This is a genomic window from Thiomicrorhabdus hydrogeniphila (genome assembly GCF_054656895.1).
Genome location: NZ_BAAHXL010000001.1, coordinates 1325303 through 1338714, shown reverse-complemented (window position 1 = coordinate 1338714; position 13412 = coordinate 1325303). Strand labels below are relative to the sequence as shown.

At 37.9% G+C, this 13412-nt stretch carries 13 protein-coding genes; 3 read left to right on the top strand and 10 right to left on the bottom strand.

Annotated elements, in window-relative coordinates; genetic code table 11:
• Positions 1 to 33: 33 nt before the first annotated feature.
• Entirely contained in the window at positions 34 to 2025 is a 1992-nt protein-coding gene (locus tag ACYQ0E_RS06040) for a cation:proton antiporter (protein WP_460187345.1), read from the top strand.
• 20 nt (positions 2026 to 2045) lie between these two features.
• On the opposite strand, the gene pgeF is transcribed toward ACYQ0E_RS06040, so the two are convergent.
• Together pgeF and rluD are read right to left on the bottom strand one after the other, a co-directional pair.
• Positions 2046 to 2819 (bottom strand): peptidoglycan editing factor PgeF, encoded by a 774-nt coding sequence (pgeF, locus tag ACYQ0E_RS06035; RefSeq protein WP_460187344.1) that lies wholly within the window; start codon positions 2817 to 2819, stop codon positions 2046 to 2048.
• 85 nt (positions 2820 to 2904) lie between these two features.
• Positions 2905 to 3948: a 23S rRNA pseudouridine(1911/1915/1917) synthase RluD gene (rluD, locus tag ACYQ0E_RS06030; RefSeq protein ID WP_460187343.1), complete on the bottom strand. Its 1044-nt coding sequence runs from the start codon at positions 3946 to 3948 to the stop codon at positions 2905 to 2907.
• 149 nt (positions 3949 to 4097) lie between these two features.
• On the opposite strand from rluD, the gene ACYQ0E_RS06025 reads away from it, so the two are divergent.
• Complete coding sequence (locus ACYQ0E_RS06025) at positions 4098 to 4946, top strand: outer membrane protein assembly factor BamD (protein ID WP_460187342.1); 849 nt, start codon at positions 4098 to 4100, stop codon at positions 4944 to 4946.
• A 227-nt stretch (positions 4947 to 5173) separates the two neighbouring features.
• Here the strand turns inward: ACYQ0E_RS06025 and ACYQ0E_RS06020 are convergent, their stop codons facing one another.
• The 3 genes from ACYQ0E_RS06020 to sucC form a co-directional block, all read right to left on the bottom strand.
• The gene (locus tag ACYQ0E_RS06020; RefSeq protein ID WP_460187341.1) at positions 5174 to 6802 is read right to left on the bottom strand and encodes an NAD+ synthase; all 1629 of its coding nucleotides are present in this window, start codon (positions 6800 to 6802) and stop codon (positions 5174 to 5176) included.
• Positions 6803 to 7108: 306 nt separating this feature from the next.
• Positions 7109 to 7990: a succinate--CoA ligase subunit alpha gene (gene sucD / locus ACYQ0E_RS06015; protein ID WP_460187340.1), complete on the bottom strand. Its 882-nt coding sequence runs from the start codon at positions 7988 to 7990 to the stop codon at positions 7109 to 7111.
• Between the two features lie 5 nt (positions 7991 to 7995).
• The gene (gene sucC / locus ACYQ0E_RS06010) at positions 7996 to 9159 is read right to left on the bottom strand and encodes an ADP-forming succinate--CoA ligase subunit beta (protein ID WP_460187339.1); all 1164 of its coding nucleotides are present in this window, start codon (positions 9157 to 9159) and stop codon (positions 7996 to 7998) included.
• Positions 9160 to 9477: 318 nt separating this feature from the next.
• On the opposite strand from sucC, the gene ACYQ0E_RS06005 reads away from it, so the two are divergent.
• The gene (locus tag ACYQ0E_RS06005) at positions 9478 to 9759 is read left to right on the top strand and encodes a PP0621 family protein (RefSeq protein ID WP_460187338.1); all 282 of its coding nucleotides are present in this window, start codon (positions 9478 to 9480) and stop codon (positions 9757 to 9759) included.
• Between the two features lie 67 nt (positions 9760 to 9826).
• Here the strand turns inward: ACYQ0E_RS06005 and ACYQ0E_RS06000 are convergent, their stop codons facing one another.
• The 5 genes from ACYQ0E_RS06000 to ACYQ0E_RS05980 all read right to left on the bottom strand — a co-directional run bounded on the left by ACYQ0E_RS06000 (position 9827) and on the right by ACYQ0E_RS05980 (position 13287).
• A complete protein-coding gene (locus tag ACYQ0E_RS06000) occupies positions 9827 to 10282 on the bottom strand; it encodes an FKBP-type peptidyl-prolyl cis-trans isomerase (protein ID WP_460187337.1) in 456 nt (151 codons plus the stop codon).
• A gap of 56 nt (positions 10283 to 10338) precedes the next feature.
• Complete coding sequence (locus ACYQ0E_RS05995; protein WP_460187336.1) at positions 10339 to 11439, bottom strand: GGDEF domain-containing protein; 1101 nt, start codon at positions 11437 to 11439, stop codon at positions 10339 to 10341.
• 366 nt (positions 11440 to 11805) lie between these two features.
• A complete protein-coding gene (locus ACYQ0E_RS05990) occupies positions 11806 to 12294 on the bottom strand; it encodes a hypothetical protein (protein WP_460187335.1) in 489 nt (162 codons plus the stop codon).
• A gap of 166 nt (positions 12295 to 12460) precedes the next feature.
• Positions 12461 to 12817: a hypothetical protein gene (locus ACYQ0E_RS05985; RefSeq protein WP_460187334.1), complete on the bottom strand. Its 357-nt coding sequence runs from the start codon at positions 12815 to 12817 to the stop codon at positions 12461 to 12463.
• Between the two features lie 128 nt (positions 12818 to 12945).
• Complete coding sequence (locus ACYQ0E_RS05980) at positions 12946 to 13287, bottom strand: hypothetical protein (protein ID WP_460187333.1); 342 nt, start codon at positions 13285 to 13287, stop codon at positions 12946 to 12948.
• Between the last annotated feature and the right edge of the window lie 125 nt (positions 13288 to 13412).

Genomic DNA, 13412 nt, shown 5'->3' with positions numbered 1-13412 from the left:
CAACACTCACTTAACTGAATTGGAACTTCTATTGTGCATGACGGCCATTTACTGATAAATATAGTTTTACTTTTAACCATAGCGGTAATTATTGTTTCTATTTCTAGAAGACTGCAATTTCCGCCGATATTGGGCTATATCATAGTAGGTATTATTGTTGGCCCTAATGGTTTTGGCTTTATTCATACAGAAGAGAACATTAGCCTTTTAGCTGAATTTGGTATTGTCTTTTTGCTGTTTGCTATTGGTTTAGAGTTTTCTATCTCGCAAATGATTGCCATGCGTAAACAAGTATTTGGTTTAGGCACCACTCAGGTATTCTCTACCGCCATTATTGTTTATGGTATTGGTTATTTAGCTGGTCTAGACACCAACACTAATATTGTTATAGCAGGTGCATTTGCCCTTTCCTCTACCGCTATTGTTATAAAACAACTTACCGAGCAGTCTGAAATTCAATCTCGCCATGGGCGTGCCACCGTTGGTATTTTGATTTTTCAAGACATTATGGCAATACCGCTACTTATCTTAATACCAGCACTGGCCATGAGCGGTTCAGAAGAACATGCGCTGACCTGGGCGTTAACCTTTGCCTTTTTAAAAGGGGTTTTGGTTGTTGTAATTATGCACCTTATTGGTAAATATTTACTACGCCCACTGTTTCACGAAGTGGCCACAGCTAAATCTCAAGAACTCTTTACACTTGCTGTATTAACGGTTGCATTAGGTTCTGCAGCCTTTACCGAAGAGATGGGCTTATCAATGACTTTAGGCGCATTTTTAGCAGGCATGATGTTAAGTGAAACCGAATATCGTCACCAAATAGAATCTGACATTAGACCTTTTCAAGACATTTTACTTGGCCTATTTTTTGTAACCGTTGGTATGCTGATTTCGCTTGATGTTTTAGCCAGTAACTTTTTATTAATCATTGCCTTAACATTGGGTATTTTTATAATCAAAGGCGCGGTGATCTATCTTGCCTCTCGCCTTTTTGATAAAGAAGGCGGTGTATCTTTACGCATAGCCTTATCTCTATCTCAAGTTGGTGAATTTGGCTTGGTACTGATGACCTTGGCATTTACTTATAAATTACTACCTGAAGAGATTGGTAATGTATTGCTTACCGCTGCGGTTCTCAGTATGTCAATCTCACCATTTTTAGTTAAATATAATGGCCAAATTGCAAAAAGAATTCATAGAGAATCCTATTCAACGAACCACAGTGAAATTGAAAATGCCATTTCTGAAGACAGCCAACACGTAAATGAGCACGTTATTTTATGTGGTTTTGGCCGTGTAGGACAAACCGTTGGGCGTTTTTTAAACGGAACCAACCAGCCTTTTATGGCATTGGATATGGATATTAAACGTGTTCAAGAAGCTCAAGGTGCTGGTGAAAGCGTGTACTACGGTGATGCCGCTAAAGAAACTATCTTGCATGCCGCATCTATTAGTAAAGCGAAAATCATTATGATTACCTTTAGCGATTTTCACTCCGCCTTAAAGATATTAAAGACCATTCGTAGAATCAATAGCGATATACCTGTATTGGTTAGAACATTAGACGATTCCCACGTTAATGATCTACTTGAAGCGGGTGCCAATGAGGTGATTCCTGATACCTTTGAATCGAGTATTATGCTGGCTTCTCATCTAATGTTAATGCTTGGCCAACAACCGAGTAAAGTACTTAGAGCAACTAGAAATGCTCGTAAAGGACGCTATAAACTGCTTGAGAGTGTGTACCCTGGTGAAGATGATAATCCATTAGAACAACACCAAGTTATGAGTGGCATTATTCACAGTGTATTATTAGAAGACAGCAGTTATGCGGTGGGTATTACCTTATCAGAGTTAAACCTAAGTGAGTTTAATGTAAGTGTCGATGCGATTAAACGCGGGCATGTTCGAGGCGAACACCCTGATGGTGAAACGAAACTTAGAGTAGATGACAACCTGGTATTAAGTGGTACCCCTGAAGATATTAAAAATGCAGAAAAATACATTTTACGAGGTAAATAAATCCGTTTTGTTTATTTGAATTACGCTTCTGGTTCTATCCAAATAACAGAAGCCATTCGCCCTGTTTTGCCATCTCTTCGGTAAGAGTAAAAGTGTTCTTCATCTTCGTAAGAACACAAACCACTTTGATAAACTTGATGGACACCCATTTGATTTAATTCACGATTTACCAGGCCTGGTAAATCGGCTAAATACTTACCTTTAACCTCTTTTTTAACCTCAAAATACGATTGAATATCGGCATTTTCATTGTTTTCAATGCTGTTATTTATAAACGCATCTAAAACGTCCTGCCCAACTTCAAAATATTCTTTGGAAATCGCAGGGCCAATCCAAACCATTAACTCTTGCGGCTTCACGGGCATCGCTTGAATGGTTTTAGTCACAATATTATCTGCCAAACCTTTCCACCCTGCATGAATCGCCGCGACACAGGTACCTTGAATATCTGTCACTAAAATGGGTAAACAATCCGCTGTCATAACCACTGAAACAACATTTGGTATTTGTGTCCAACTGGCGTCGGCAATAGGAGGTTCTGCAAATAAAGAATTTGAGTTAGCCCCTAATTCTAAGGCTTTATCAGTATGTAACTGATTCAGCCAAATGGGCGTTGAAGGTAGGTTTGCAAGTTCAATCAATAATGCACGATTTTGCATTACTGTGGATAAATCGTCTTCTACATGAGTGGCTAAGTTAAAAGCATCAAACGGCCGCTCACTATTGCCCCCCTTTCGAGTGGTACAAAATGCTTTAATATTTTTAGGAACAGGCCAGTTTGGACTAATAAACATCTTACAAACCTTTATGTGTTTTTAAGATTAGATACTTTTTTACGCGGGGTCTATTCATTTATTTTGCGCAATCGTATTCTTTGAATCAATCAGGTATATCTTCATCTGTCACCCATTCCACTTCAACGCCATAATCGTAATCAAAGTCATCATAGCCTAACTGTTGCGCTTCATAGGTTTCTAAATCTTCACGTAGCACGTCAAGCAGTTCAAATATATCATCAGGCATTTGGGCTTTCCACTTCATGGTCTTGCCCGTAACAGGGTGTTGTAAACTTAAAGCGCCAGCGTGTAAGGCTTGGCGATGAAAATTACGTAAAAATTGTACAAACTCTTCATCCATTTTTTTAGGAATTCTAAAGCGAGAGCCGTATACAGGATCACCTACCAACGGGTACCCTAAATGCGCCATGTGCACACGTATTTGATGGGTTCTTCCAGTTTCTAATTTAACGCGCACACGAGTATGTTCTCTAAAATGTTCTAGCACTCTATAATGCGAAACTGCTTCTTTACCACCAAAAGCACGCACGGCCATTTTTTTTCTGTCTGAAGGGCTACGACCAATGGCTTTATCAACCGTTCCGCCACGAGCTAACTTACCGACCACCACAGCATCATAAATACGTTCTACTTCATGGCGCTGCAACTGATCAACTAAACAAGTTTGTGCTTGAATTGTTTTAGCCACAACCATTAAGCCCGATGTATCTTTATCTAGGCGATGCACAATTCCTGCCCTTGGCACTTCTCTTATTGCAGGGTTATAAAACAGTAAAGCGTTCATTAATGTTCCGTCTGGATTTCCTGCTCCAGGATGAACCACTAGACCTGCAGGCTTATTAATAACCATAATCGAATCATCTTCAAACACCACCTCTATGTCTATATCTTGTGCTGTAATTTCTGTAGCATTTTCAATTTCGGCAAGTAGTTCAATTTTTTCACCGCCTAAAACAGGTAATTTAGGCTTGTTCCAAACCTCACCATCAACCTTAACTTTACCGTCTTTAATCCACTGTTGAATTCGGTTACGAGAATAATCTGAAAAAAGCGGACAAAGCGCTACATCAAGGCGTTCGCCAAGGGCATCATTCGGAATTTGGGCATGGAGTATTTGCTGTGTCAAAAGGTAACCTTTAGTAATTTAGTCTGTCATGTAAAAAATGCTTTACGGGCGATATTTTAATATAAAGGCAATCATTGATTTTACAATATTTGTGATACAATCATTGGCAATTTATTAATGCCTATTGTACCTAAGAGTACCGAATAAACATGAAAAAAACACTTCTACCCTTATTGTTAGTTTCAAGCCTAAGTTTACATGGCTGTTCAACCCTTAACGGTTTAATCGAAAAACCCGATGATCAAAAAACCGTAGAAGAATTTTATACCGATGCCACCGATGCTTTTAAAGATGATCAATGGGGTACGGCAATTGAAAACTATGAAAAATTAAAAGCCTATTTCCCTTATGGCCGCTATGCGGAACAAACCCATTTAGAATTGGCTTATGCTTATTATAAATACGATGAACCTGAATCGGCGATTGTTGAGCTTGATGAGTTTATTAGACTGTTTCCTAAACATAAACAGCTTGCTTATGCCTATTATTTAAAAGCGCTAGCCGCTGATTCAATTATTCGTAGTTGGTTAGATAACTACTTAACTGACCCTGCTACCCGCGATGTAAAATCGGCTAAACGTGCTTATGATTATTACACTGAATTACTACATCGTTATCCAGACAGTAAATATGCTATTGCCGCAAGCAAACGTTTGGTTATTTTACGTAACCAAATGGCTCGCCATGAAATTAAAGTGGCTAACTTTTACTACGATAGACAAGCTTATTTAGCGGCGGCAAACCGTGCGCAATATATTTTAGAACACTATCCACGAGCATCTACCACCCTTCAGGCTTTACAGGTGTTAGAAAAATCTTATCTTAAACTGGGTATGACAGATACTGCAGCAGATGTTGAGCGTGTTTATAACTTAAATAAAAATGCCGATACAGAAGCCGTAAACTTAAACTTTGGTTCAGTTGATGACAAGGCTCTAAAATCGACTAAAAAGAAAGAAAATGATTCTTGGTGGACTAAGTTTAAAAACATGTTTTAATTCATGTTTTAAGTGACTTAGGTTCTGCCCTATTGCTCTATTACCCTAATAGGCTAAGGGTATTTGATATCAAATACAGAATCTATATACAAAAAAACCGTTTTACCAGGCCTGGTATATCCATGGCCATCTATGCCTTTTAAGCATAGGGTAAAACGGTTTTTTATTGCTTTAATTATGGTTTAAACAAATAGCGCTAACGCAATGCCACGTTAAATAATCTTATTTTATTCTGAATAATGACTCGTAATGGGATAACGTCTATCGCGACCAAATGCACGTTGCGTAATTTTTATGCCTGGTGCTGATTGGCGACGTTTATACTCACTACGCTCTATTAAACCAATCACTTTACGTACCTCATCATCTGGATACCCCAAATCAATGATTTCATCGGGTGTTTTATCTTGTTTAACGTAAAGTTTAATAATGGCATCAAGTAAATCGTAATCGGGTAGTGAATCCTGATCTACTTGATCTGGGCGCAACTCAGCAGATGGTGGGCGTGTAATTACCCTTTCTGGAATACACTTAGAAAGCGTATTGCGGTATTCTGCTAAACGATAAACCAAAGTTTTTGGTACATCTTTTAACGGTGAAAAACCACCCACCATATCCCCATAAAGGGTTGAATAGCCTACGGCTACTTCACTTTTATTACTAGTTGCTAACACCATTTTGCCATTTTTATTGGATAAGGCCATTAACAAAGTACCGCGAATACGCGCTTGTAAGTTTTCTTCCGTTAAGTCTGCATCCTTGCCTTCAAAACTACTGGCTAATGCGGCCTCAAAAGCACTGTACATATTTTCAATTGCAATAGATTGATATGCCACACCTAAAGTAGTGGCTTGTTCTTCGGCATCTTGTTTACTGATTTCTGCTGTATAACGAAACGGCATCATCACCGCTTCTACTTTATCGGCTCCTAACGCATCAACGGCAATGGCAAGTGTTAAGGCTGAATCAATACCACCAGATAAACCTAATAACACACCCGAAAAACCATTTTTAGTGACATAATCTTTTACACCCATTTTTAGGGCTTCATAAACACGCGCTTCACCTTTAAATAGTGGCGACATTTTACCTTCTAAAATAACCACTGATTCAGCTTGTTTAACCAGTTTTACCGGCATTAAATGTGGGGTAAATTCTGGGCTTTGTACACATACATCGCCCTCTGCACATAAGGCAAATGAACCACCATCAAAAACTAAATCATCTTGCCCACCTACTTGGTTAACATAGATAATCGGTTTTTTAATCTCATTTACACGGCGTTGTAATGTGGCAATACGATCTTGATGCTTCTCTTCTGAAAACGGTGACGCGTTTAAATTTAAAATAACTTCGGCACCAGCATCTTTGGCTTGAGTTGCGGGGCTGATTTTCCAAATATCTTCACAAATCAAAATACCAAAACGAATCCCTTTATGCTCAACCACACAAGGATTATGGCCTGCGGTAAAGTATCGCTGTTCATCAAATACGCTGTAATTGGGTAAATTTTGCTTAATGTAGCTGGCTTGAATCATGCCATCTTCTATCCAAGCAGCCATATTAAAACGTTCACCTAAATCATCCATCATTGGATAACCCACCACGCAAACAATATCATTCACTTCATTACATAAGCGATTTAATGCCTGTTTAACTTGCGGATATAAACCGTTACGCAACAACAAATCTTCGGGTGGATAACCGGTAATGGTCATTTCGGGAAAAACAATAATATCGGCTTCTAATTCATTTTTAGCACGCAAAGCGGCAGCAATAATTAAATCGACATTACCAGAAATATCACCCACAATTGGGTCAATCTGTCCCATAACAACGGTTACATTTTGAGTCATTAAGAATCTCACTTCGTGAATTGAGAATAAGGATAAAACGACAGGCCTTAGCCATACCGAGCTTTAAAACATCATTGTTTTAAAGTTATTATTTTGAGTTTACTCATTTATATTGGCTAAAATAAAACATAGATTTTATATTTACCAGGCCTGGTAAATTTATAAGAGCAATTTCATTTACTCAAATAAATAGATAGGCCTTAGCATATATGGATAAACAGATAAAAATGGCAAGTAAAAATGAGCCTCTTAACATAATCAAAATTTTACTGTATTCAATGCCGTTTTAGTCTGTTTACTTCTATCTTAGTCTAACAAACCTTTCATCGCTTGCCCTAAGTCGGCAGGTGAACGTACTACGGTTACACCCGCATCTTCTAATGCTGCAAATTTAGCTTCCGCTGTACCTTTGCCACCACTAACAATTGCACCGGCATGCCCCATACGTTTACCTGCTGGTGCAGTAACTCCTGCAATGTAGGCAACCACGGGTTTAGTAACATTGGCTTTAATATATTCTGCGGCATCTTCTTCTGCTTGGCCACCAATCTCACCCACCATAATAATCCCTTCGGTTTGTGGATCATCTTGAAAAAGGCTTAAGCAATCAATAAAGTTCATACCTTGAATAGGATCGCCACCAATACCCACACAGGTTGATTGACCCAAACCATTTTGCGTTGTTTGATGCACCGCTTCATAAGTTAAAGTACCTGAACGTGACACTATTCCAATTTTACCTGGCAGGTGAATATGCCCTGGCATAATACCTATTTTGCAACCTTCAGAACCATCACCCGGAGTAATTAAACCTGGGCAGTTTGGGCCAATTAAATACGCATCGGATTTTTCTAACACCGCACGCACTTTTAGCATATCCGCAACCGGAATACCTTCGGTAATACAGGTAATTACTTTAATGCCTGCGGCAATGGCTTCAATAATAGAATCCGCTGCAAATGGTGGTGGCACATAAATCATTGAGGCCTCTGCGCCGGCTTTGGTCACAGCTTCAGCCACCGTGTTAAACACGGGTAAACCTAAATGCGTTTGCCCACCTTTACCTGGGGTAACCCCTCCTACCATTTTTGTGCCATAAGCAATGGCTTGTTCTGAGTGAAATGTACCTTGTTTACCTGTAAAACCTTGGCAGATAACTTTAGTGTTGCTATCAATTAATATACTCATCTACCTTATACTCCTGCCGCTTCTACAACTTTTTGGGCTGCGTCGGCCAAGCCGTCTGCCGTAATAATGCTTAAATCACTATTTGCCAAAATTTCTCTACCTAATTCTACGTTAGTTCCTTCTAAACGAACCACCACTGGAATATTTAAACCCACTTCATGTACCGCTTGAATAATCCCTTCGGCAATTAAGTCGCAACGAACAATACCGCCAAAAATATTCACTAAAATTGATTTCACTTCAGAGGAAGATAAAATCAACTTAAATGCTTCGGCTACACGTTCAGGTGTTGCACCGCCGCCAACATCTAAAAAGTTAGCTGGCTCGCCACCATTTAGTTTAATTAAATCCATAGTGGCCATGGCCAAACCCGCACCATTTACCATACAGCCAATATCACCATCTAAAGCAATATAATTAAGTTGGTGTTCAGACGCTTTGGCTTCACGCTCATCTTCTTGAGAAAAATCACGCAATTCTACCAGGCCTGGTTGTCTGTACAGTGCGTTAGAGTCAATATTTACTTTGGCATCTAAAGCAATTAATTCGTTATCAGCCGTTCTTACCAATGGGTTAATTTCTAGTTGAGAAACGTCTTTATCAATCGCTAACTTATAAAAACGCGTCATTAACTGACCCATCTGTTTAAAAGCACTGCCTGTTAAACCTAAAGCAAATGCAACTTCACGGCACTGATAAGGCATAACACCCACGGTTGGATCTATATGCACACTTAGAATTTTTTCTGGATTTTGTTCGGCAACCGCTTCAATATCCATACCGCCAGCGGCTGAGATAACAAAAGTATGAGTGCGCGTCACACGATCTACCACCAAACTTAAATATAGCTCTTCTTCAATATTTAAAGTTTGCTCAATCAAAAGACTGTTAATTGGCAAAGCTTTACCAGCCGTTTGAATGGTCGCTAATTCACTGCCTAATAATTCACTGGCAACTTGTTTGGCTTCTTGACGAGTGGTAACTAATTTAACGCCGCCCGCTTTACCGCGTGCACCGGCATGAATTTGAGCTTTAACGACCCATGCGTTTTCACCTACTGCATCCAATGCAGAATCTAATTGGTCTAATTCGGTAATCAATTGCCCCTGCGGCACACCAATGCCGTATTCAGAAAACAAGGCTTTTGACTGATATTCATGTAAATTCATGGAAACGTTTCTCTATCGATTTATCTCATCCCTGCTAACAAAAGCTTAAATAAGAATAAATTTAAAATAATTATAATTTTGGTTATAAAATCTGGGTTATTTAAAGCCTTTAGTACAAGTCAATGACTTGGGTAAAGAGCTCTATCTGTTTAAGAATAAAATTGCTCTTATTGTATGATTTTTAGGCGTTAATTGCATTAACTATTCACGATAATTATTGAGTTTATTCCCATAAAATATGGAATAACTTACGGCAGGAGTGTAAAACGATTTATAATATTTAATCTTAAATATTAGAATTTTGTAAAAGGGTTATTTGTGAGAGCGATTGTATTTTTATTGTTTATTATCTTGGTATATTTTATTGCCCGTTTTACATTAAATAGAATTATTGAAATTCGTGAAAAGCAGCGCCAAGAAGCTCTAAAACAAGAACAAAAAGATAACCCAGAGCAAGAAGAACAGCCACAAGAGATGGTGCGTTGTGCGCAGTGTGGTGTACACTTACCGCAAGCCGAAGCCTATTATGATGGTAAAGACACTTTTTGCAGTGAAGGTCACATGAATCAATACCACCAAGAGCATAATCAAGAAAAATAATACATAATTTTGGTTTGATGGTCTTTAGTCAATAGACCAATGACCAATGACTATTAAGCCTTAATCATTAACTCAAAATCTTTTCTATTTTTGCGGTAAAAATAACCGTTTCACCCGCAAGTGGGTGATTAAAGTCTACAACGACTTCATTTTCTGTCACATCATGAATCGTACCAGGAACCTCATCACCTGTTGGCGTGTTAAAACCAATAACATGACCAATCTCTAAAGGCATCTCCGCTGGAAAGTCAGATCTTTGCATGGTTTGATGATTTTCAGGATCTGGTAATCCAAATGCCCTTTCAGGTGACAGCGTTAATTTAGCTTGTGTGCCTAACTCTAGTCCTACCAACAACTCTTCTAAAGTAGAGATAAATGTTCCATCACCTAATGTAAATTGAAAAGGTTCATTTTCTACGGACTCTTCCACAAGCGTGCCATCTAAAAGTTCTAACTTAAATGTTATGGCTATTTCGCTGTTGTCCTTAACAACGGGAAGAGCTGAAGTGGTATTACTGGTCATGCTGCTACCTTTATTATTTGATGTGTTATAAACAGATTATATTGAAATTAATAATCTTAATTTTTATCAATTATGGGCGGTTTTTTGCCTCTTGATTTTTTAACTGGCTGATTAGCGGCTTTTGAAACCACTAATTTATTACGCCCAGATTTTTTGGCTTTGTATAAACCTTCATCTGCAAATTTAAGTACTTGTTCTGGTGTAGTATGTTGTTTATCTGGTGCAGCCAAGCCCAAACTTATGGTTACACTGACTTCTTTTACGGTTGGTTTTGCATTACGTTTTGCATTACGTTTTGCCGGTGCAGACTTATCTTTTACTTCTACACAAACCGCCTCATTGGCGATATCAACCCGCAATCGTTCTACCTCATGAATAATATAATCTGCGGATTTGTTTTTAAAAACCAAGGTGAATTCTTCACCACCAAAACGATACGCTTTACCGCCTGACACGGTATCTAAAATAGCGGCAACCATTTTTAATACTTGGTCACCTACATCATGCCCATAGGTATCGTTAAACTGTTTAAAATGATCAATATCCACCATTACCATAGCATATCGCTTACCTAACCCCATAAACGATTCATTAAGGGCTCTGCGCCCTTTTAACCCGGTTAAGTCATCGGTATACGCTATGTGATGCGCGTCAAACACTAATGACAAAATAATCATTAAGCCTGCGATAGTCGATACCCACGCTAAAACCCCATCATGCATATACTGGTTTAAGGCAAAAGCCATAAGCAAAAGAATAAACACCACAGAGTGATTAAATATTCTTAATTGATTCAGTGAATTTAATCGAATAGATAAAACAAAACCGGCAATTAAAAACATTAAGGTACTAACAAAAGTAAGATGATAAATTTTTGAATTTGCAATAACCGGTAAAGAAATATTTTCAACCAAACCTAAAGGAAGTTCGGTCATTAACCAATAAAAGAACAGCGCTTGCAATAGAAAAATACTCGCCACAAATCCATTGTATTTCTGATGCTGAATGCCTTTTTCTGGTAATAAACTCCATACAAAAATATTTAAAGGCAGTAACAGGCTTACAACAGGAAAAAGAACCGACTGGGCAATAGAAACCTGTTCAGAAGGTGCAAAATAGACAAACAGTAGATTGACCAAGAAAATAGAAAACAGCACTAGAAATGGCTGTATACGATTTAACCAAAGACTAACAAAACCACCCACAACCATAATGGCAAAAGGCGCATATTCAACTAAAGTAAGCCAAGATTTTGGCCAAGTTTGTATCTCTAACGCTTGCCAAACGGCAATAGAAGATAAAGCGATTAACCAAATGTAATGCCGAGTTAAAATACTGATAAGACACCTTCTTTACAATTAAACTGCTCTTTCATTTTGCTAAGTTATTTTAAATAAGCACAAATTGGGTACTCTAAAATAAGTAAAGCTACAAAAAAGCCACAAACTGTGTGTGGCTTTTAAATACATCCATGTTTTTGTTTAAAGCCTAACCTAAAGAGCCTTACATTCACCTAAGCCATATTAAGTTTTACCAAATAAGCTAAATGGTTCTTTTGGTACATCTTGACACTTAATTTTCCACTGTAATTTATACTCGCAAGACATATCACTTTCGCACTGATTATCTGAATAGGCAAATTCTGATGTTTTATGAGCAAAACGATTAACGTAAATATATCCGTTAGGGCAAAGTTCACGTGATTCAATGCGCAAAGACCAACTGTCTAAACTTCTTACAGGCTCATTAAATGTTTCTGTTAATGTAAAATTATCGGTAGATGTCTTAGTGACTTCAACATTACTAATGGCTTTATCTACACTTTCAGCCGCATAAACAACACCTGAACCTACGGCATTGACACCTTTACCAACGGTTGAACAACCTGTTAAATTTACAGCCACTAAACCTGCCAACAGTACACCTACTGTTTTGATTTTAGAGATTTTAATACCTGTATTTTTTGTAGATTGGCTACATTTTTGTTGGTTTGTAGCTAATTCATTCAGCATTCACTTCACCGTCACTTTAATCTGTTATTTTATTCATTACAGCCCTTTTACCAGGCCTGGTCATTCATGCCCAACATCATAGCAGAATTCTTTTAAAAATGGGCTATTCAATCTTGTATAAATATTGAACAAAACCACATATTTAATTCATCTATTCTTACTAAACCTATTCATGGTTAAAGTTTGGTTTATCTATTGCTTCTTCTTTAGTGCCAATTTCAGAAATAATGTAGCACAGGTTAGTATGCACTCTTTTACCATCAACCAACAAAGACATATCATTAGCATCTTCTGGATTTATACGCACATCACCACGATATTTTTTAATTAACTTACCCGTCATGCAGCTATAAATTTCAACATTACGCTTTAAGCCAACCCAGTCAGACTGAATATTTTTAGCGCTGTTCGCCACCTTTTCGCAGCCCGATAAACTCGATACCGTAACTAAACTGCTTAATAAAAAGGCAAAGACCCCAGCCCCTTTTAAGGCCGTAATAAATCCTGGTTTTAATCGTAACATTTTCACTCCATTTAACCGCTGTTCACAACAACGGTTTACTACATCTATATTCTTTTGCAACGTCACACTTAATTATAAAAATAGATTAATCAAGATATAAGGTCAAATTTAGTACGCTGTTATTGCGCTTATTCTGATTTTGGAATACCGTTTTCATCTACATTGGGTTTATTTGGATTTTTAGCACTTTCTTTAATGCCTTCCCACGCTTTAACATAGGTTTCTTTATCGCCTAATTTTTTTATATCTGACAAAGAACCCGAATCATCACCCGATTCTTTAGGTTTATCCGCAGAAACTTCATGCCACTTTTGCACCGCGCCTTCTTTTATGTCTTGAGAAGTTTCTTTGGTTTTTTGCCAAGCGGATGAGGCCGTTGCTTTAGTATCGTCCCACAAACTTGCATGAGCCTGTGACGTTAAAGCAAACAAGCTGGCTAAAAGTAACGTTTTTAATGCGCTGTTTTTCATATATTCTCTCAATTAAGATTCGTTCGATTTCGTTATTAATAAAACCAAATTTAGTCATTAAAATCTATTCTACCCTCAATTCACTGACTTTTTAAACAGATAACCGAGCAACCCGTTTACAATAT